This is a genomic window from Bacillus sp. IBL03825 (genome assembly GCF_024712505.1).
In the GTDB taxonomy this organism is placed as follows: domain Bacteria; phylum Bacillota; class Bacilli; order Bacillales; family Bacillaceae_G; genus Bacillus_A; species Bacillus_A wiedmannii.
On record NZ_JAMXKE010000001.1, the window covers coordinates 992233 to 1011375 of the forward strand.

The window sequence follows — 19143 nt, forward strand, 5'->3', positions numbered from 1 at the left end:
TGATTCTACAGAAAGAATTAGGATAGAAGTAAAGCAATTTGGTTATAAATGATATTTTCGACATGATACAATAGACCCTTTTATATATCCGCAAGTAAAACAACATAATATTAATACGGAAAAATATAATAATATGAGTTTTTGCATATTTCGAAACTTAATATATCCTTCAAAAAATTTTAATAGTATAATATGTTTTGTCATATTATTTTAGATTTTTCGACAAAATATAAAAATAGAGAACGTATTGGGAGAAGGAATTATGTACACAAAACTATTAAAATCAATTACATCATTAACACTTATTGGTGGCGCTTTATTATATACAAATGGCAGTGATGTGAAAGCTGCTGAGGCAGGTATTTTTTCTGATGTTCCTACATCGCATTGGTCGTATCCCGCGATTAAAGATTTAGCGAGTAAAAATATTATTTCCGGTTATGGAAATGGAATATTTGGTTTTGGAGATGTTGCGACGAGAGAGCAAGTTGCAGCTTTAATTTATCGTGTGTTAGTACCGAATAAGCAAGGTGGTACGTTCAGTAATGAAGGTGCTCGTTACGTATTAAAAGATGGATCTACTTTAAATAATCCGTATCGAGATATTCGCTCAGGTTCAACATTGTTTCCAGAAGAGGTTTTAACGTTAACGAAATTAGGGGTTTTTAAAGGTGATGCAAACGGTGGATTTAGACCGAAAGACTCTGTTAGCCGCGCAGAAATGGCACAAATTCTTACAAACGCTTTCCATCTTTCTGCGAAACAAAAGCATACATTTAATGATGTTCCAAGTGGTTATTGGGGTGAAAATGCAATTAGTGCGGTGCAATCAAACGGGATTGCTTCTGGTACAGGCGAAGGGGGATTTGAGCCATATAGCACGGTAAAACGTGAACAATATGCACAGTTTTTATATAATACTTTGAAATATAAAAAGCCTGAAGTTGCGGTGCAAAATACAGGAGATGCGGCATTATTAGCGGCTTTTAAAGATGAAGTGCAAAAGCGTATTAATGCGTATGAAACGAATATTACACTTCCATATAAAACGAAAAATAGTAATCATGAAGAAGTAATGAAGACACTTTTCAACGCCTATAAAGAAGTCGCAAGTAAAAATGAGTATACAAATTATAATAGATCGAATGTTTCATATGGAATTTCTGGATCACCTGGAAATTATACGTTTACGTTAAAGATTACATATCGTGAAACGAAAGAACAAACGGAATATGTAATGAAGCAAGCAAAGGCAATTGTTTCTTCTATTACGCAAGTTGGAATGGATGATCACGAAAAAGTGAAGGCGATTCATGATTATGTCGTAAAGCATATTTCTTATGATACGTCTTATAAAGCTTACACAGCATATGAAGCACTCGTAAATCGTTCTGCAGTTTGCCAAGGTTACGCACTATTAACCTATCAATTATTAAAAGAAGCTGGAGTTGAGAATCATTTTGTAGTAGGAACTGGAGATGGTCAGCCTCATGCTTGGAATTTAGTGAAAATCGAAAACAAATGGTATCACCTTGATACAACATTCGATGATCCGATACCAGATGAACAAGGCCGCGTAACATATTCTTATTTCAACTTATCAGATGAGCAAATCGCAAGAAATCATGAGTGGAACAGAAGTGATTATCCGCAAGCTACAACAAATTATTATAGTACATTAACAAATAAAATTGCGGCAGGTAGTACGAAAATCCCTGCATATCAGCAAATATTAAAAGATACAAAGTTAAATTATTTAGGAAATGAATACATCGCAAACAACTATAATGAATTCAAAAATAAAATGCAGCAACGTTATAACGAAAAGTCACCAAAGATTGAAATTCTTTATAAACAATCAATGGATGGCGCATTGCAAGATGTGAAAAAAGTAATTGGAGAAATTGGTTATCCGCAAGGGGCGAACCGTGTTTCTTATAAAGCTGAGCCGTATAATGCGAAAGAAGGATATTCTTTAGTGACGATTACGTTTATGTAGTGAGAATGAGAAAAAGCATCTGTTTCAGATGCTTTTTTATTATTTTAGTTCGACAAAATATGACAAAGGAACATAGCTACATCTGTTATGATGACTTTGGTAATTTTACATTTTGGAGGATTAATAATGAACAAAAAGAAGATTTTAGCTGCGTTAATAGGAATCATAGTGTTACTTGTAATTATTAATGTAGTTATTGCGAAGGGAAAAACGACATCAACTAGTGAAAAAATGTACACTGAGAAAGAATACAATAAATTAGTAGATGAACATTATGAAGAAATGCAAAAGTTAAAAAGTGATATGGGTGTATTAGAAACTGAAAAAAAATCTCTTGATGCGCAAGTTAAGAAGTTAAAAGATGAATTAGCGAAAAAAGAGCAAGAAGTAGTACAACAGCCAGTTCAACAAGAACAACCTAAGCAACAACCAGCCCCAGCTCCACAGCCGGAAACGAAAGAAGAGCCGAAACAAGAACAGCCTACAGGGGCATTCGCAAACCCTGTGAAAAGTATAAATAAAACAGATGCAATGAACAAAGTGAAAGAAAAAGCGAAGCAAGACTTTCAAGATGATTATATGACGCAAAACTTTGTTGCGGATGAACAATCAAAAGCATTTGATTTCTTAAACGGAGTAGAGATCAAATCACAAGAAGAATTGAACGTGATGAAGAAGGCATTGGGAGATTTTCCTAACGATTTTATGACCGCAAAGTTTGTTTATGAAGAGCAAATGAAAGCAAAGAATAAGCAAGGGTAATACAAAAACGCTATCTTTTTAAAAAGGTAGCGTTTTTGTTATGGGTTATAAAGTCGTTCCTGCATTTTACATATACAGTCAAACTGTATAAAATCAAACTTTGATATAAATAAAAACAATCTTAAAATAGATATAAGCGTAGAGAAGCAAAATTCTAGTAGTGATCTAATGCGTGTTAGAATCCACAATTAAAAAGAGGAGTGAAATTTCACTCCTCTTTTACTTTTTATGTATAGTGACTATGACTAAAGTTAATAAAAATTGCTTCTTTTAAAAGAAGCAATTTTATAGAGCATGCCTACAATTTAGAATTTACCACATACATTGTCGTGAATATGTATAATTACATAAAAATTCAGAGGAAAAGAGAGTATACTTTCTTATTGTGTAATAAAGATAAGGCCCGCCTACGGAAATAGGTGGGCTTTTTTAATGTACAAAGAGAAGACATCTTCTAAGATGTCTTCTTAAAAAAATCCTTCATCATTTTAACATCTTCAATATTCAACATCACACCTTCAACCTTATCTTTCTTCTCATCTTTAGCAATCGTAATTTGCTTCTTATTATCAACCCACACAAGAAACTCTTCTTTTGCGTCATCTTTATATGTAACGGTAATAGTAGAATGTGCTGATTCTCTCTTTTTTTTGATCTAGTGTGATTGTTTTAGGTGTGCCTTTTTGAACTGCTGAAACGATAGATTGTATCATTTCTTCGTTGTCTGTTTGAGATTTTGAAACGTTGTTATTTATTGTGCTAAGTATTTCAATATCTATAATATTTGCGGAGTTTAATTGAAAGGTAGTTTGTGTATGTTCTTGCTTAGCTTGTGAAGCTTTATCTGTAGCTGAGGTGCTTGTACATCCTATTAAAGTGAAAGATAGAGCGGTTAGAGCGCATATAGATATGATTTTTTTCATAGTATCCCCCTTCACCTTAAATTATAACAATTTTCTGTTAATTTAGGTAGTTATTGTAAGTAGATTTGTTCTACTAGTTTTAGGATAGAAAAAATTCACATAACTTTTTTCATATTTTATGTTTAACATTTCGAAAATGGGTGTACTACATATAATATAACAAATAATTCATTTTAGAGGAGGAAGTTAAAGATGGAAACGAAGTATAGTAAACCTTTTGTATATGAATTTATTACGGAGAAAGAGGTCATGAATGCGGCGAATGATCTAGTGAAGAAAGGGATAGACCAAAAAGATATTTACGTATTAACACATGAGAAAGAAAGGACAGATAGAATCGCAGACAATGCAGACGTGAATACAATTGGAATAAAAGAGGAGGGACTTGGGACAAGCATTATTAACGTCTTTCAAAAAACGGGAGATCAGTTAAGAAATAAGATGCAAGAGTTAGGACTTAATGAGGAAGAAGCTAACTTTTATGAAGAAAAACTGGATGAAGGAAAAATCTTGTTATTCGTTAAGGATTTAGAAAGAATCGGTGAATGGTTACAAGAAAGAAGATGCACGTATTCTATTTAAATTTGTATCCTTTAAATCTATAAATCTATTACGAAAAGGAGATTGGAAATATGAGTGAGAGCGGGCTAAAAGAACAAATTACCGGTAAAGTTGAAAAGAAAAAGGGGCAAGTAAAAGAAGGAATTGGTGAAGTTACAGAAGATAGAGAGTTGAAAAATGAAGGGAAGTGGGAGAAGACGAAGGGAACTGTAAAAGAAAAAGTCGGAAAAGTGAAACAAAAGATAAGTGATGGATTGGATAACAAAGAATAATACATGTTTATCAAGCTTTGGTTAAACGCCAAAGCTTGATAAATCCATTATAAAAATAATATAGGAGGTCTAATTATGGGACTTATTATTACGTGTATTGTAGGTGGACTTATTGGTGCATTAGCTGGAATGATTACGGGAAAAGACTTTCCTTTAGGTATAGTTGGTAATGTTATTGCCGGATTAATCGGATCTTGGGTAGGTAGTGCCTTATTTGGTCACTGGGGCCCTGAATGGGGAGGTATCTTTATTCTTCCAGCTTTATTAGGTGCAATCGTCTTTATTTTAATCGTTACATTCTTTTCTAGAATGCTACGGAAAGCGTAAGTATGATAATGAATAGTAATCTTAATTTTGTTATATATAGCTATAAGGTTAACGAACTGATAAATATACATAAAAATGAGTGGAGGATGAAGAACCCCCACTCATTAAAATTATACTTTCTAATATGTATTAAACCATTGTTACTTTTTCACAATTATTTATTCTTACGACCTGCCTTGGTTCTATATGAGATAAGTCCTCGCTATTACCTATATCAACTACAATTGTATTCGTTAGTATGTTAATAATGGAACCAATTAATTTTGTAGCATGATCGTGTCGATAAGAAAATTGAACAAAATCTCCCTTTTTAAAGCTGTGCTCTTCCATAGATAGATCCCCCTAAAAATAATGTTTATACATTATACATACACAAATTTATAAGGTTTAAACATTTGGTAGTATTTTTTTTAGTGTTAAGCTGAGAAAGGTGTAGAAAATTTATTTATAATTAAAATGAAAAAATATGTTTAAAACTAATTTTTATGGGTAATTAAATAGTAGTAGTTTGAGATAAGGGGGCGGAAATGATGAATTTGGCAATAAATATTTTGCAAAGTGATTTAGGCTATACAGTACAACTTAATGGTGAGATTGATGCGTATACGGCATCAGATTTAAAAAATAAGGTAATGCCTATTGCAAGCGAAAAAGAGGTTCATATTGTAGTAGATTTTACTGAGGTAGAGTATATGGATAGTACAGGCTTAGGCGTATTTATAGCTCTTTTAAAAACAATTAAGAAAAATGATGGCAAGCTAGAATTTATTGGTGTCTCTAAAAGACTAAAAAGATTATTTGATATTACAGGACTAACAGAAATATTAAATTTGAATTCCGATTTTGAAAAAGTAGAAAGAAGGTGACTAGGGATGATGGAGAAATTTGAAAAGATAGAAATGAAAATTCCTGCAAAAGCAGAATATGTGGCTATTATTCGTTTAACAATGGCTGGTGTTGCGAATCGAATGGGCTTTGCTTATGACGATATAGAGGATATGAAAATTGCTATTAGTGAAGCATGTACAAACATTGTACAACATGCGTATAAGGAAGACATTGGAGAAATTACAATTGTCTTTGGTCTATATGAAGATCGATTAGAAATTATGGTTGCGGATAATGGAGTTAGCTTTGATTTTAGCACTTTAAAAAGGAAAGTTGGTCCGTATGATATTAATAAACCAGTAGAACATTTGCCGGAAAATGGTCTAGGTTTATATTTAATAAATACGTTAATGGATGATATACAAATTATGCATGATGAGGGCATGACAGTTTTAATGACAAAATATATACAAAGAGAGCAGGTGGAGAATGATGGAAATCCAATCTCAACCTACAAATCTTACTAAAGAAGACGTTATTAAACTAATTGCAGAATTCCAACAAAACCAATGTGATGAAGCGCAGGAAAGATTGGTTAATCATTATAAAAATCTCGTATATTCCATTGCATATCGCTATTCAAAAGGTGGGCCAATGCATGAGGATATTATACAAGTAGGAATGTTAGGGCTCTTAGGCGCAATAAGAAGGTATGATTATTCGATAGGGAATGCTTTTGAGCCATTTGCAATACCTACGATAGTAGGTGAAATAAAGAAGTATTTACGTGATAAAACTTGGGGCATTCATGTTCCAAGGCGAATTAAAGATTTAGGCGGGAAGATTAAACTTGCGATAGAGGAGCTAACAGATCATTTGCAACGTTCACCGAAGATTATAGAGATTGCAGATCATTTAGGATTATCCGAAGAGGAAGTGCTAGAAATTATGGATGCAAAAAATAATTATCGAGTATCGTCCTTAGATGATGTAGTTGAAAATTCATCTGATGGAAGTTCCGTAGCGAGAATTGAATCTGTAGGTGAAGTAGAGCAAGGATATGAAGAGACAGAAAGACGTCTCGTTTTAAAGGATATTTTTAACGTATTAAATGATACGGAAAAGAGTGTCATTCATTATATATTTGGAGAAAATTTAAATCAAAAGGATACAGGAGAACGGTTAGGTATTTCACAAATGCACGTTTCTCGTATTAAAAGACAAGCGATAAATAAATTGAAGCAAGCAGCGTTTTTAGATACATAAAAATTTTAAAAAATTATGTTTAAAACATGAGAAAAGGGGTAGTTATTAAGTATAGGAGGAGATATTAAAATGTCACACGATGTGAAAGAACTAATCGAAGGATTGAACGAAGATTTAGCAGGAGAATACTCGGCAATTATAATGTATAACCATAATGCAGCTACAGTTTCTGGTATATATAGACAAGTGTTAAAACCTTTCTTTGAATCTGAAATTAGTGATGAACAAGGACATGCCTTATATTTAGCGGAGAAAATTAAGACGCTAGGTGGTACACCTACTACGATCCCTTTACCAGTGAAACAAGTAGAAGATGTTAGAGAAATGTTAGAAGAAGCTAGACAAGCAGAATATGAAACAATTAAGCGCTATGAAACGAGAAAAGAACAGGCAGCGAAATTAAATATGACAGAGTTAGTTGTAAAGTTAGAAGATATGATCGCAGATGAAACAAATCATATGGAAGAATTAGATCGTCTTTTAAAAGACAAAGCGATGGTGTTAAATTAATAGTGGAAATTTACCCCACTTTAATGGGCAGTAAGACCCCCACCTCAAAATGCAGCGAAAGCAAAGAATTTAGGTGGGGGATCAACTGCCCATAAAAGTCCGATTGGTTCAACTAATAATCAGTGGGGGATGAAGAAAACCCCCACTGATTAAAGTTTCACTTTATAGAGTGAAAGAACAAACCCTCATTTCTAGGGGGTTTGTTCTTTTGCTGTATAAATATGTTTGAGTAGGAAATTTTCATTTTGTAACTGAGTATGCAATACTAGAAAAATAGAAAATGATAATAGATTTACATTTTAAATAAGAAAAGGGGAAATAACTTGTGTCCATTTTAATTGTCGATGATAATCCGGTTAACATTTTTGTAATTGAAAAAATTTTAAAACAAGCCGGATATCAGGATCTTGTATCGCTTAATTCTGCACAAGAGCTTTTCGAATACATCCATTTTGGAAAAGATTCTTCCAGGCATAATGAAATTGATTTAATACTATTAGATATTATGATGCCTGAAATTGACGGACTTGAAGTTTGTAGGCGATTACAAAATGAGGAGAAGTGTAAAGATATTCCTATTATTTTTGTAACAGCTTTAGAAGATGCGAATAAATTAGCTGAAGCGCTTGATATAGGCGCAATGGATTATATTACGAAACCTATAAATAAAGTTGAATTGTTAGCGCGTATGCGTGTAGCATTACGCTTGAAATCGGAATTAAATTGGCATAAAGAACAAGAAGAAAACCTTCGTAATGAATTAGATTTAGCTACACAAGTACAAAGAAACTTATTAAGTAGCCCATTAAGAGAAGATCATATAAAAATTGAAGCAAGTTACTTACCTTCATTCAAACTAGCTGGAGATATGTATTATTGGTATAAAACCGATGAAAACCGCTATGGTATTATATTATTAGATGTGATGGGACATGGTGTATCTGCTTCATTAGTTTGTATGTTTATCTCGTCTGCATTACGTGAATCGATTAAATGTTTAATCGATCCAGAACTTGTCATTAAAGACTTAAATAAATATATGACCCTTTTACATAATGAAAATGACAATATCCCATATTATTTTACAGCGATATACTTAGTAGTGGATACAGAAAAGAGAACAATTGAATATGTAAATGCAGGACATCCTTCTGGGTACGTTTTAGTTGATGAAGCGAATGTAGTGGAACTAAATCGCGGGAGTTGTGCGGTAGGATTTTTTGATGAAATAAAAGTTGAAAAGACAGTTATACATTTTGAGAAGAACGCTCAAATCGCATTGTTTACAGATGGTGTTCTTGAAGCAATTGCAAATGATGAATTTGAGTCTGAAGAGAAATTACGTGCTTTTACAGAAAGAAAATGGGGAGATTTAGAAGAAGAGATAGAAGGGTTTTATAAGGAAGAACAGAAGAAAACACAATCAGATGATATGTGCCTAATTATGATACAAACGAATGCGAAATAAAAAGCGTATGAAATCCAAACAGAGGATTTCATACGCTTTTTATTGTATTTTTTGATAGATTTGTTCGTTAGGATTAAACTGGATATAATGCGGCATTATATGTGAAAAACGAAGAGTTTCTTTATTTCCTAAACATAGGAATCCATTGTGGCCTAAACTTTCATAAAATAGTTGCTGTACTTGGTTTTGAAGTTTACCTGTAAAGTAAATTAAAACGTTACGGCAAAGTATAATATGAAATTCGTTAAAAGATTGATCGGTTACTAAATTATGCTGCGCAAAAATAATGTTTTGTAGCAGGGATGGATTAAAATAAGCAAAACGACTATCTGTTGAATAATAGTTAGAAAATGCTTGTGTACCGCCAGCTTGTAAATAGTTTTTCGTATAAGTTTGCATTTTATTTAACGGAAGGATGCCTTGTTTTGCTTTTTCTAACACATTTGTATTCATATCTGTTGCGTAAATAACAGCTTTTTCACTTAATCCTTCTTCGTGAAGTAAGATGGACATTGATAATACTTCTTCACCGGTTGCGCATCCAGCGTGCCAAATTCTAATTTCAGGATACTTTTTTAATTCAGGAATCACATGCTCTCTTAGTGCCTTAAAAAAAGCAGGGTTACGGAACATTTCAGTTACGTTAATGGAGAAATCATTTAATAACTGTTCTAAAAACCCTTCCTCATGAATTACTTTTTCAATTAATTTTGAAATGGTAGGGATATTAGAGAGCTGCATTCTATTACAAATTCTTCTATAAATAGATGTGCGAGCATATTGGCGAAAATCAAAGCCAGATAGTTTAAATACCGCTTCCAATAGTAATTCAATTTCTAAGTTCGTGCGCTTATCCATATCTACAGATGGGTCAAAATTATAATACTTATTTTCCACTTAAACTAAACCTCACTTATTTTATTAACCATACACTCATTACTGAATAGAGTTGATGTAAATTTAATGGTTTACTTATATAATCTGAAGCGCCAGCAGATAAACATTTTTCTTTATCATTTGGCATTGCTTTAGCAGTTAGTGCGATAATAGGTACTTCATGTAACCGTAAGTTCATTCGGATATGTTCCATCGTTTCATAACCGTCCATATTCGGCATCATAATATCCATTAAGATAAGGTCAATATTTGTATTGTTTTTTAGTATTTCTAAACACTCTATGCCGTTTTGTGCAGTAATAATGTTGGCATGTTGTTTTTCTAATGCATTTTGTAATGCAAATATATTTCGATGATCATCATCGACAATTAAAATAGTTTTCTCTTGGAAGACGTTATTTGTTTCTGCCGTCACAATAGTTTCCTCAATAACTTCAGCAGGAATAACATCTTCTATCGTTGCTGCGACTTCTAAATTGGATACTTGTATATCAGTTAACCCATTTGGAAGGTTAGGGATATATACGGTGAAAGTACTGCCTTCTCCTACGTTACTCTCTAACGTAATCCAACCACCTAATAATCTAGCAAACTCTTTACAAATAGATAACCCTAAGCCTGTACCACCATATTTTCGAATCGTTGCCCCATCTGCCTGTTGAAAGGCTTCGAAAATGAGTTGATGCTGTTCTTTTGCAATACCAATACCAGTATCTTTTACTGAAATTGTCATCCAATCTTTACTTATATACTGCATATCATGACTCAAATTAGTTGTTTCTATCGAATCGAAATGTAAAGTGACGGATCCTTTTTCCGTGAATTTAAATGCATTGGATAATAAGTTTTTAATAATTTGTTCAATCCGTTTTGCATCTGTGTAAAACAAATCAGGAATCGTATCACTGTCTTCAATCATAAATTCAACATTTTTTTGTGCAGCTATATGTAAAAAGTTTTGCTGCATATTTGCTGCCATGTCACTTATGTTCGTTGCTTCAAAAATCACATCTAGTTTTCCGGCTTCTACTTTAGATAAATCTAGTATGTCATTAATTAAAGTAAGTAAATCTTTCCCTGATGAATGAATAACGGTCGCTAATTCAATTTCATCATCGGATAAATGATTATCATGATTTTCTTTTAACATTTCAGATAATAGTAAAATACTATTTAACGGTGTGCGTAATTCGTGTGACATATTTGCTAGAAATTCTGATTTGTATTTTGAGCTACGTAATAACTCACTTGCTTTTTTTTCTAATTCTGATTTAGTAATTTGTAAGTCAGCTGTCTTTTGCTCGGCCTCTTCCGTTCTAGACTCTAGTTGTTCATTCGTTGTTCTTAATTCTTCGGCTTGCATTTGTAGTTCTTCAGCTTGCGTTTGCAATTCTTCTGATTGAACTTGTAACTCTTCTGTCATTGCTTGTGATTCATGTAAAAGAGTTTGAATTCGCATACGTCCCATAATACTATGGATCGTTAAACCTAGGTTATCAACAGTTTGTTGAATTAAATCTTGATGTAAGTCTGAAATCTCAGTTACACTTACTAACTCCATTACTGCAATCACTTCATCTTCAAATAAGATAGGGATGACTAGTAGGTTTTGAGGGCGTATTTCTAATAGGCCGCTAGTGACATAACGAAATTCTTCTGGTATTTCTCGAAGAATAAAGATTTGTTTTTCTAAAGCACATTGCCCAATTAAACCTTCACCCATTTTAATGGATTGTTTTCCGACATCAGAACCTTGATCGGCGAAAGAAGCTTTTTTCACATAGTAGACAGTTTCTTCAATTTCTTCACGTACATAAAATGCACCGCAAGAGGTTTGCGTTTTTTGTATAACTCCACTAAGAATTTTTTTACCTAACATCTCAATAGAAGGTACACCTTGATACATTAAAATTAATTCTGCAAGCTCGGTTTGTAACCACTCTCTTTTAGATATTTCGTCTAGTAGGTGGTTCGTTGTATGAGCAAGATCTTTTATTTCATCCCGCGTGTTTACATGAATTCTTTCAGTAATTTTTTCTTTAGAAGAAATGGATTTAATAGCTTGAATTACATTTTTAATCGTTTTTGTAATGGAATTCGAAATATAGAGTGAAATGATAATAGAAATACAAGAAAGTAAGAACAATAAACTGTATAACCAAATCTCTAATTTATTATTTTCAGTATCTAATTGTGCAGCTCTTTTTTTCGTTAGTTGCTCCTCTACACCACGGAAGTTAGTTATCTGCGATTGTAATGACTGAATTTGAGTCGTGTCGATTGCTTGTATGTTATTACTATTGTGATTTGTAATGAATGGGTGAATCTCTTTATTAATCCAACTATTGATGTTTTCATTAATCTGTTTTAATTTTTCTTGCTGAGAGGGGTTATCCTCTAATAGAGCAAAAAGATCTTGATAATGTTTTTCGTAATCCTTTTCCGCAGTGTTAAGGGATTGAACGTAATTTGCATCATTAGAAGTAATAAATCCTTTCGCTTTATTTTCAATTGTTAGCAATTCTTTCTCCACTTGATTCGTTAAATTAAGAACTTTAAAATCGTGATCAATAATAAAATTACGAGATTTTTGTAGATTGGAAATCTCATTGTTTAACATAATGAAAGAAATAAGTAAGAACAAAATCATAACTAAATAACCAGCCATAATTTTGTAGCGAATACTAAATTTTGCTTTCGATTTCATTAAAAATTCCTACCTTCAAGGTTATTAAAAGTTTTCTATTGTAAAGAATGAAAAACGTAATATATATTATATCAGTTTTCATAAGGCCAAACTAGAAATCCCCCTATTGTATAAGGGGGTCTCGTTTTGAATAGAGGAAATCATTTTGAAATATAAACATATATGAAAAGTAACGATCGAGGGAATCGGGGGATAATAAAACTTTTAAGAAGGAAAGAGTGTGCTTAAAGCTTTTTTTGCATCTATTCCTTCAAAGATAAATAATACAAGCTCTCTCTTTTTTACAGTAAGGAAAAAGGATATTAATGTGCTTAAGCTTTTAATAGAAGTAAGTGTTCCATGTTTACTTATAAATAAATTAGTTTGAAATGTTGTCATTAAAGCATAAAAATGATGAATCTGCGTTATTGTAGGTGTTTCATTATAAAGAATAGTAGTAGATTGGATTGCATTCATCGAAATATTCCCTTCCATATAGTAAGCATAACAATATAAACATACCCGTTTTAAAAAATGTTAAACATATAAATAAGAAAAAATATAATTATAGTATTTTAGGTTTAGAAAGGGTTACGAAGGGTATACATATACTACAAAGAGATTGACTGAAGATGAATTATAAGATTTCTAGTCTATAAAAATATACTTTTGCTTTAAATAAAAAGGAGTCTGGTATACATGAATGAAATGATGATTGATATTACATTTGATTTAATTTACTTGTTAAGTAGTTCGCTTGTAATCCTTTTATTATTCGCTTTTTTCGTAAATGGTTATGTTAATAAGAAGATTAGTGTATACAGAAATGAAGAAAGATAAAGATACACTATATAAAATTTTAGGAGGTTAATAGTTATGAATGTAGATAGAAAAATAGTAGGTGTTTTTAGAACAATTGATGATGCGGCATGTGTTATTAATGAATTAAATGATAAAGGATACTCGGCGGATAATATTTCAGCTATTGCGAAGGATCAAAAGGAAATTGAACATCTGGAAGAAAAATCGGGTGAAAAAGTGAATCATGAAACTGCACATAAAGCGGATATCTTTTCAGCGACAGGGCTTGTGGCAGGAGGAGTAGCAGGCGGACTCGGTGGTTTATTAACAGGTCTTGGTATACTTGCCGTTTCTGGAATGGGTCCAATCGTAGCAGCGGGACCTATCGCAGCAGCTATTGGAGGGGCCGGTATAGGCGGAGGAGCTGGAAGTTTAATAGGAGCATTTATCGGATTAGGAATTCCCGAAGAACATGCTAAGAAATATGAAGAATACATTTACGATGGAAATATATTAATTTTAGTAGATGCAAAATTAGATGATAAGTTAGAAATCTATAAAATATTTGATAAGCATAATGCTTATAACTCTGATTTCTTTAAATAATATTTACTTCACATATCAATGATGCAAAATATAAACATAGTGAATATCGTTTTTTGATCTTACAACTTTGGCGCGGCCGAGGAGTCGTATGACTATAAGAGAGGAAGGGCTTATAGTAAAAGATCAAGTTCTATTATGATATTAAAAAGGGAAGAGGTGTCTTTTCGTGATTGTAAAAATAGTAAAGGATAGTAGTAATAGTTTCCTTTGTACAGTTCAAAATCAAAATGGGGAGAAGTATGTAAAGAAATGGTTTCATAAACAGAAAAACAAGGAAGAAGTAGGGCGACCAACTTTTAAAGAAGTAGAAAAGGATTGGAAAGAAAATAGAGAATCATTTATGTATCCGAATGTTAAAGCAATTTATTAAGCATAATAGGCGCTTTAATCTTACAAAATTGTCACACTCCTGTAAGGTAATTCAATAGATTAGATACTTTTTCCGTGTCATAATAAAGACATAAGAAAGCGCATTAAAAAATTACAACTTATTAGGAGAGTGTCAGTCATGATTGTAACAACAACGTCTGGAATTCAAGGTAAAGAAATTATTGAGTATATTGATATTGTAAATGGTGAAGCTATTATGGGTGCAAATATTGTCCGCGACTTATTCGCTTCCGTTCGTGATGTTGTCGGTGGTCGTGCTGGTTCTTACGAAAGCAAGCTAAAAGAAGCTCGTGATATCGCAATGGATGAAATGAAAGAACTTGCAAAACAAAAAGGTGCGAACGCTATCGTTGGTATTGACGTAGATTACGAGGTTGTTCGTGATGGAATGTTAATGGTTGCTGTCAGTGGTACAGCTGTACGTATATAAGTAAATGAAAAACAGGCTCCCCCTTGAAGTTGATGCTTTGAGGGGATTTTTTTGTTTCATGATTAAAGTTAAAATGAAGAAGAGAGGATGGATTTTTATAAGTGGAAAAAATAAGATGAGGGCGAATGTACTAGCTTACTCAAATGATATAACCGTTTAAGTGATAAAGTTGAAAAGAAACTATAATTTACATATGTTTAAAGTGGCCAAAACTTTTTCGTCAAACGTTATTGTATAAAATGCTAGGATTGCTCCTAGCATTTCGTGAGGGGATATTGCACGGGAATTTAGATAATAAGCAGACGTACCCGCTTATTTCAAATGTAGTATATATTGTTTTCAAGGAGAAAAGTAAGAAGTACAACAATCTATATATATGTATAATGAGAGTGTCAACTTTATGATAAATAATAAAATTGTTATTTGAGGTAAGGGGAGAAATAATGGTATGAATAACTTTAGAGGGTGTATAGTTTATAGAAATAAACGATTGAGCATGTAAGGCGTTGTATTACATAAAATTTATAAAGCATTGGAGGCAGTCACATTATGTTTTGGTTAGGATGTTTTTTAGGATATATTGTAGGTTCAGTTATTACATGTGCTCTACTTTACTATGGGTATAGATCCAATGAAAATAAAAAAGTGGATATACAAAAGAGGGAGGAGAGGAAAATCAATAAAAAAGGTGTATAGGATGTGAAAGGCAAGGTGATAGCATTGATGCAAAAGTAAAGGACAGTACATATTGTATATGACTACTATGTACTGTCCTGATTATTCTTTTTGGATTATGAAAAATTATCTCCTGTCTTACTTATAAATTTCATAGGCGAAATAACCAAATAAATAGCCTATTCCGGCCCCTAAACTAACTGAAAGCAGGGAGAAGTCCGGGAAAAACATACCGAAAATCAAACCGATCATACAGCCAACAAGCATTCCCATAGGTATGAAACTATTTAATAACAGTTGAGCTTTTTGAGATTTTTTCTTACCTAATTTTCCGTTCTTATATTTATGTTCCAATCTTTTCATTACAAATACTACAATTCCACCAACTATTACAACAGGCGCGATTGCCGAAATGAACCACATGTGAAAATCTCCTTTTACCTTTTAATGGAATTATACCAGGTGTTTATAATTATATGTTTCTAAACGTATTATTTAGTCTATTTAAAAGGTCAATCAAAAAGACTTCTTCAATTGCATTTAATAACTCGTCAAAAACACTTTCCCTTTCGTTTTCTCAGCAGACTGCACGACATCAACTGCTGCTTTCACATCCGCTAAGTCATACGTAGAATGTACCGTCATAAAACGTAATTGCTTATTTTCTACTAAACGAATTAAGTGATGAAACGTTTCTTGCCATTTATATGGTGACACTTCTTTATTCCAATGTCGTAAGTGAAATATGTTCGCGTGCACTTTTGCTTTCGTGACAATCTCTGCCCAGTTCACTTGTATTCCTGATAGAAGACCGATCGTTAAAAAGTGCCCGTTTGGACGTAAGGAGAAAGCTAATGCATTTCCATCTGGTCCTCCGATAGAATCAATCGCAGCATCCGCACCGAGCCCGTTTGTTAATTCCATAACTGTTTCATAAAGCGGGGCAGTGGAAGTATCAATTACATACTTAGCACCAAGGCGTAGTAATTCTTCTGTATGCTTATTATTTCTTGTAATAGCAATTAATCGGAAGTTTAAAATTTGTGATAACTGTGCAAATAAATGTCCAATAGCGGATCCGCAAGCATTCACTAATAAAACGTCATTACGCTGTAAGTTTAACGTTTCTGTACATGTAACCCATGCCGTAAGTGGATTAATATACATTTGTGCCGCTGTGAAATCATCGATGGAATCAGGAATAGGGACTACAAAATCAGCTGATGTCTTCACATACTCTTGCCAAGTACCTTCGCCTCGTAACGGTAAAACACGTTTACCGATAAGCTCTCTAGTAACGCCCGTACCTACATCTTCGACAATACCAACACCTTCATAACCAGGTATGTTAGGTAAAGGGATTCTATGAGCGTACGCTCCGGTTATGGGAATTAAGTCAGATGGATTGATCGGTCTAACTAACATACGGATTAAAACTTCATTATCTTTTAATGGTTCTATATTTTTATATTCAACTTGTAATACATCTTTTGGGTTCCCAAACTCATGAAATCGAATGTGTTTTCCGTGCAAGATAAATGTGCCCCCTTAGTTTGATTGGGTTTATTATAGCATTTTCAGTTTAAATGATTATTTCATTAGCACTAAGTAAAAGGGAACAGAAAGTCGTCGTTTATACTTTGAGGAGATTTTGATTGTGCAAACTTTTAAAATATACATTAATTATGTAGCATTGCTGAATAATAATCTTACATAAATATCAATGCATTTCGATATGCAATAATTAATATTTGTATTTGGTAATGAGGATGAAGAGGAATAAGTGACTTATCCCGCTATTTGTGGGAGTCGGGCTGTATGTAAAAGCCTTCACTTTATCAAAATGTAAGCTGTATCTTGTATAATATAATGGTGGAGGTCGAATATGAAAAAAATAAATTCAAATATAGATTTGGATAAAAATGTATTGGAAGCGGTATTTATTCCAAGAAGGTTTATTATTTTATGGATTACACTCGTATATATAGCTTCAATGCTTTTAGAATTTCGTAATAGTATTCTCTCAATGGATAGTTTCTTCTTTACAATAGTCATTGTTATTCATACTGTTTTTCATTGGTATGCTAGTTCATTAAGGAATAGGCAATTGTTATACTTCTTTTTTGTACAACTTTTCATTGTGTTTTTGGCTGCATTTATTGTACCAAATGCTTCGATAGCAATTTTTGTTGGATTAACACCTATTTTAATTGCCCAAAGTCTATATGTTTATCACAATATATTTAAAGTAATAGCAGTTTTTACTCTTATGTACGCCATATTTTGTACTGCAATTAGTATAAATTATGGTGTGAATAAATTAGCTATTCTTATTTCTATGTTTCTTTTAGTGTTAGCAATTATTATTCCTTTTTCTTATATTAATAAGCAGCAATTTGATGCACGTAATCGTATACAGAGTTATATTCAAGAGTTAGAGTCTGCATATATGAGAGTGGAAGAATTGACATTAGCTAATGAAAGACAGCGAATGGCAAGAGATTTACATGATACGTTAGCGCAAGGTGTAGCGAGCTTAATTATGCAATTGGAAGCAATAGATGCCCATATGCAAAAAGGGAATACAGTGCGATCTCAAGAGATTATGAAACAAACTATGATAAGAGCGAGACAAACTTTACATGATGCAAGGCTGGTTATTGATGATTTGCGTCATACTACCAATTCATTTAATAAAGCAGTAGAGGAAGAAGTTCAACGTTTTTCTGAGGCTACGTCTATACACGTGAGATTTACTATTCAAAGCCCTCCGCATATTTCAAGCGTAGTAAAAGAGCACTGCTTATATGTAATTAGTGAATGTTTAACGAATATCGCAAAACATTCGCAGGCAACAGAGGTAAATTTAAAAGTTGAATATATCGATGATCTTGAAAAACTTACTATTGAAGTTGAAGATAATGGAATTGGTTTTGACACTGGAGATATCGGTAAGAATCCTGGACATTACGGCTTAATTGGCTTAAATGAGCGTGTTCGATTGATGAATGGAGAAATACATATATTGAGTGAAAAGATGAAGGGTACGAAAGTGTATATTCAAGTACCTATCAATCATGAAGGAGATAGCCATGAAGTATAACGTATTAATTGTGGATGATCATTTCGTTGTAAGAGAAGGTCTGAAATTAATAATAGAAACGAGTGATTCATTTCAAATTATAGGTGAGGCTGCAAACGGAGAAGAAGCCCTTTCTTTCATAGAAAAAAAGAAACCTGATGTTATTTTAATGGATTTGAATATGCCTAAAATGAGTGGTTTAGAAACAATTGAGGCTTTGAATGAAAAACAAAACCATACGCCGATTATTATATTAACTACTTATAACGAAGATGAATTAATGTTAAAGGGAATTGAGTTAGGGGCAAAAGGATATTTGCTAAAAGATACGGATCGTGAGAATTTGTTTCGAACATTGGAAGCGGCTATTCGAGGTGAGATATTACTACAACCCAATATTATGGAAAAGATAGTGAATTATAAAAGGAAAGAAATACATGCTAATATGGTTGAAGAAAATAACTTAACAGAAAAAGAATTGTTTGTGTTGAAAGCTATTGCGCGTGGAAATAAGAATAAAGAAATTGCATTCGATATGGGAATAGCTGAGCGAACGGTAAAAGCGTATTTAACAAATATATACAATAAATTAGGTGTTAATTCAAGGTCAGAAGCAGTAGCTGTATCTATTGAAAGGAAATTAATTCATTTTTAAAACAT

Annotated in this window: 21 protein-coding genes and 2 pseudogenes; 16 read left to right on the forward strand and 7 right to left on the reverse strand. The window is 32.7% G+C overall.

Going from position 1 to position 19143, the window contains the following annotated elements; genetic code table 11:
• Positions 1–262 precede the first annotated feature (262 nt).
• On the forward strand, positions 263–1999 hold the full coding sequence (locus tag NHG49_RS05180; RefSeq protein ID WP_088047896.1) for an S-layer homology domain-containing protein: 1737 nt from the start codon (positions 263–265) through the stop codon (positions 1997–1999).
• 126 nt (positions 2000–2125) lie between these two features.
• On the forward strand, positions 2126–2761 hold the full coding sequence (locus NHG49_RS05185) for a hypothetical protein (RefSeq protein ID WP_064473785.1): 636 nt from the start codon (positions 2126–2128) through the stop codon (positions 2759–2761).
• Between the two features lie 454 nt (positions 2762–3215).
• On the opposite strand, the pseudogene NHG49_RS05190 reads toward NHG49_RS05185, so the two are convergent.
• A pseudogene (locus tag NHG49_RS05190) lies at positions 3216–3684 on the reverse strand (hypothetical protein).
• A gap of 192 nt (positions 3685–3876) precedes the next feature.
• On the opposite strand from NHG49_RS05190, the gene NHG49_RS05195 reads away from it, so the two are divergent.
• The 3 genes from NHG49_RS05195 (at position 3877) to NHG49_RS05205 (ending at position 4844) form a co-directional block, all read left to right on the forward strand.
• Positions 3877–4266, forward strand: coding sequence for a YflT domain-containing protein (locus tag NHG49_RS05195; RefSeq protein WP_000448807.1), 390 nt, complete (start codon positions 3877–3879; stop codon positions 4264–4266).
• A 50-nt stretch (positions 4267–4316) separates the two neighbouring features.
• Positions 4317–4517, forward strand: coding sequence for a CsbD family protein (locus NHG49_RS05200; RefSeq protein WP_000004264.1), 201 nt, complete (start codon positions 4317–4319; stop codon positions 4515–4517).
• Between the two features lie 75 nt (positions 4518–4592).
• A complete protein-coding gene (locus NHG49_RS05205; RefSeq protein WP_000522902.1) occupies positions 4593–4844 on the forward strand; it encodes a GlsB/YeaQ/YmgE family stress response membrane protein in 252 nt (83 codons plus the stop codon).
• Between the two features lie 129 nt (positions 4845–4973).
• Here the strand turns inward: NHG49_RS05205 and NHG49_RS05210 are convergent, their stop codons facing one another.
• Positions 4974–5174 carry a hypothetical protein gene (locus NHG49_RS05210; RefSeq protein WP_064473787.1) on the reverse strand — a complete coding sequence of 67 codons (201 nt, stop codon included), beginning with the start codon at positions 5172–5174 and terminating at the stop codon, positions 4974–4976.
• Between the two features lie 197 nt (positions 5175–5371).
• Here NHG49_RS05210 and NHG49_RS05215 point away from each other — a divergent pair, with 197 nt between their 5' ends.
• From NHG49_RS05215 to NHG49_RS05235, 5 genes are all read left to right on the forward strand, one after another.
• Entirely contained in the window at positions 5372–5710 is a 339-nt protein-coding gene (locus NHG49_RS05215) for an STAS domain-containing protein (protein ID WP_149173367.1), read from the forward strand.
• Between the two features lie 6 nt (positions 5711–5716).
• Positions 5717–6199, forward strand: a complete 483-nt coding sequence (gene rsbW, locus NHG49_RS05220; RefSeq protein ID WP_088047893.1) for an anti-sigma B factor RsbW — start codon at positions 5717–5719, stop codon at positions 6197–6199.
• Positions 6162–6938, forward strand: coding sequence for an RNA polymerase sigma factor SigB (sigB, locus tag NHG49_RS05225; protein ID WP_149173366.1), 777 nt, complete (start codon positions 6162–6164; stop codon positions 6936–6938). The genes rsbW and sigB overlap by 38 nt, the downstream gene beginning before the upstream one ends.
• A 69-nt stretch (positions 6939–7007) precedes the next feature.
• Complete coding sequence (locus NHG49_RS05230; protein WP_064473790.1) at positions 7008–7448, forward strand: ferritin-like domain-containing protein; 441 nt, start codon at positions 7008–7010, stop codon at positions 7446–7448.
• Positions 7449–7773: 325 nt separating this feature from the next.
• Positions 7774–8916 (forward strand): fused response regulator/phosphatase, encoded by a 1143-nt coding sequence (locus tag NHG49_RS05235; RefSeq protein ID WP_103656024.1) that lies wholly within the window; start codon positions 7774–7776, stop codon positions 8914–8916.
• A 39-nt stretch (positions 8917–8955) separates the two neighbouring features.
• Here NHG49_RS05235 and NHG49_RS05240 read toward each other — a convergent pair whose 3' ends face one another.
• From NHG49_RS05240 to NHG49_RS05250, 3 genes are all read right to left on the reverse strand, one after another.
• Positions 8956–9813, reverse strand: coding sequence for a CheR family methyltransferase (locus tag NHG49_RS05240; protein ID WP_064473792.1), 858 nt, complete (start codon positions 9811–9813; stop codon positions 8956–8958).
• Positions 9814–9829: 16 nt separating this feature from the next.
• Positions 9830–12520, reverse strand: a complete 2691-nt coding sequence (locus tag NHG49_RS05245; protein ID WP_242289841.1) for a response regulator — start codon at positions 12518–12520, stop codon at positions 9830–9832.
• Positions 12521–12724: 204 nt separating this feature from the next.
• Positions 12725–12976 carry a hypothetical protein gene (locus NHG49_RS05250; RefSeq protein WP_002011075.1) on the reverse strand — a complete coding sequence of 84 codons (252 nt, stop codon included), beginning with the start codon at positions 12974–12976 and terminating at the stop codon, positions 12725–12727.
• Between the two features lie 222 nt (positions 12977–13198).
• Between NHG49_RS05250 and NHG49_RS05255 the strand changes: the two genes are divergently transcribed.
• The 4 genes from NHG49_RS05255 (at position 13199) to NHG49_RS05270 (ending at position 14726) form a co-directional block, all read left to right on the forward strand.
• Positions 13199–13339, forward strand: coding sequence for a hypothetical protein (locus NHG49_RS05255; protein ID WP_001004564.1), 141 nt, complete (start codon positions 13199–13201; stop codon positions 13337–13339).
• A gap of 36 nt (positions 13340–13375) precedes the next feature.
• Complete coding sequence (locus NHG49_RS05260; protein WP_001100080.1) at positions 13376–13906, forward strand: general stress protein; 531 nt, start codon at positions 13376–13378, stop codon at positions 13904–13906.
• Between the two features lie 166 nt (positions 13907–14072).
• Positions 14073–14276 carry a DUF4028 family protein gene (locus NHG49_RS05265; protein ID WP_064473795.1) on the forward strand — a complete coding sequence of 68 codons (204 nt, stop codon included), beginning with the start codon at positions 14073–14075 and terminating at the stop codon, positions 14274–14276.
• Positions 14277–14414: 138 nt separating this feature from the next.
• Positions 14415–14726 (forward strand): YbjQ family protein, encoded by a 312-nt coding sequence (locus NHG49_RS05270; protein WP_000637510.1) that lies wholly within the window; start codon positions 14415–14417, stop codon positions 14724–14726.
• 791 nt (positions 14727–15517) lie between these two features.
• On the opposite strand, the pseudogene NHG49_RS05275 reads toward NHG49_RS05270, so the two are convergent.
• Together NHG49_RS05275 and NHG49_RS05280 are read right to left on the reverse strand one after the other, a co-directional pair.
• Positions 15518–15824 (reverse strand): annotated as a pseudogene (locus NHG49_RS05275) (hypothetical protein).
• 117 nt (positions 15825–15941) lie between these two features.
• Entirely contained in the window at positions 15942–16937 is a 996-nt protein-coding gene (locus NHG49_RS05280) for a zinc-dependent alcohol dehydrogenase family protein (protein WP_064473797.1), read from the reverse strand.
• 349 nt (positions 16938–17286) lie between these two features.
• Here NHG49_RS05280 and NHG49_RS05285 point away from each other — a divergent pair, with 349 nt between their 5' ends.
• Together NHG49_RS05285 and NHG49_RS05290 are read left to right on the forward strand one after the other, a co-directional pair.
• Complete coding sequence (locus tag NHG49_RS05285) at positions 17287–18504, forward strand: sensor histidine kinase (RefSeq protein ID WP_098103373.1); 1218 nt, start codon at positions 17287–17289, stop codon at positions 18502–18504.
• Positions 18494–19138 (forward strand): response regulator, encoded by a 645-nt coding sequence (locus tag NHG49_RS05290; protein ID WP_064473799.1) that lies wholly within the window; start codon positions 18494–18496, stop codon positions 19136–19138. The genes NHG49_RS05285 and NHG49_RS05290 overlap by 11 nt, the downstream gene beginning before the upstream one ends.
• Positions 19139–19143: the final 5 nt, after the last annotated feature.

Coding starts and splice junctions, on each gene's coding strand:
- NHG49_RS05180 (WP_088047896.1), top strand. CDS start 263: ATGTACACAAAACTATTAAAATCAATTACATCATTAACACTTATTGGT.
- NHG49_RS05185 (WP_064473785.1), top strand. CDS start 2,126: ATGAACAAAAAGAAGATTTTAGCTGCGTTAATAGGAATCATAGTGTTA.
- NHG49_RS05195 (WP_000448807.1), top strand. CDS start 3,877: ATGGAAACGAAGTATAGTAAACCTTTTGTATATGAATTTATTACGGAG.
- NHG49_RS05200 (WP_000004264.1), top strand. CDS start 4,317: ATGAGTGAGAGCGGGCTAAAAGAACAAATTACCGGTAAAGTTGAAAAG.
- NHG49_RS05205 (WP_000522902.1), top strand. CDS start 4,593: ATGGGACTTATTATTACGTGTATTGTAGGTGGACTTATTGGTGCATTA.
- NHG49_RS05210 (WP_064473787.1), bottom strand. CDS start 5,174: ATGGAAGAGCACAGCTTTAAAAAGGGAGATTTTGTTCAATTTTCTTAT.
- NHG49_RS05215 (WP_149173367.1), top strand. CDS start 5,372: ATGATGAATTTGGCAATAAATATTTTGCAAAGTGATTTAGGCTATACA.
- rsbW (WP_088047893.1), top strand. CDS start 5,717: ATGATGGAGAAATTTGAAAAGATAGAAATGAAAATTCCTGCAAAAGCA.
- sigB (WP_149173366.1), top strand. CDS start 6,162: ATGATGGAAATCCAATCTCAACCTACAAATCTTACTAAAGAAGACGTT.
- NHG49_RS05230 (WP_064473790.1), top strand. CDS start 7,008: ATGTCACACGATGTGAAAGAACTAATCGAAGGATTGAACGAAGATTTA.
- NHG49_RS05245 (WP_242289841.1), bottom strand. CDS start 12,520: ATGAAATCGAAAGCAAAATTTAGTATTCGCTACAAAATTATGGCTGGT.
- NHG49_RS05250 (WP_002011075.1), bottom strand. CDS start 12,976: ATGAATGCAATCCAATCTACTACTATTCTTTATAATGAAACACCTACA.
- NHG49_RS05255 (WP_001004564.1), top strand. CDS start 13,199: ATGAATGAAATGATGATTGATATTACATTTGATTTAATTTACTTGTTA.
- NHG49_RS05260 (WP_001100080.1), top strand. CDS start 13,376: ATGAATGTAGATAGAAAAATAGTAGGTGTTTTTAGAACAATTGATGAT.
- NHG49_RS05270 (WP_000637510.1), top strand. CDS start 14,415: ATGATTGTAACAACAACGTCTGGAATTCAAGGTAAAGAAATTATTGAG.
- NHG49_RS05285 (WP_098103373.1), top strand. CDS start 17,287: ATGAAAAAAATAAATTCAAATATAGATTTGGATAAAAATGTATTGGAA.
- NHG49_RS05290 (WP_064473799.1), top strand. CDS start 18,494: ATGAAGTATAACGTATTAATTGTGGATGATCATTTCGTTGTAAGAGAA.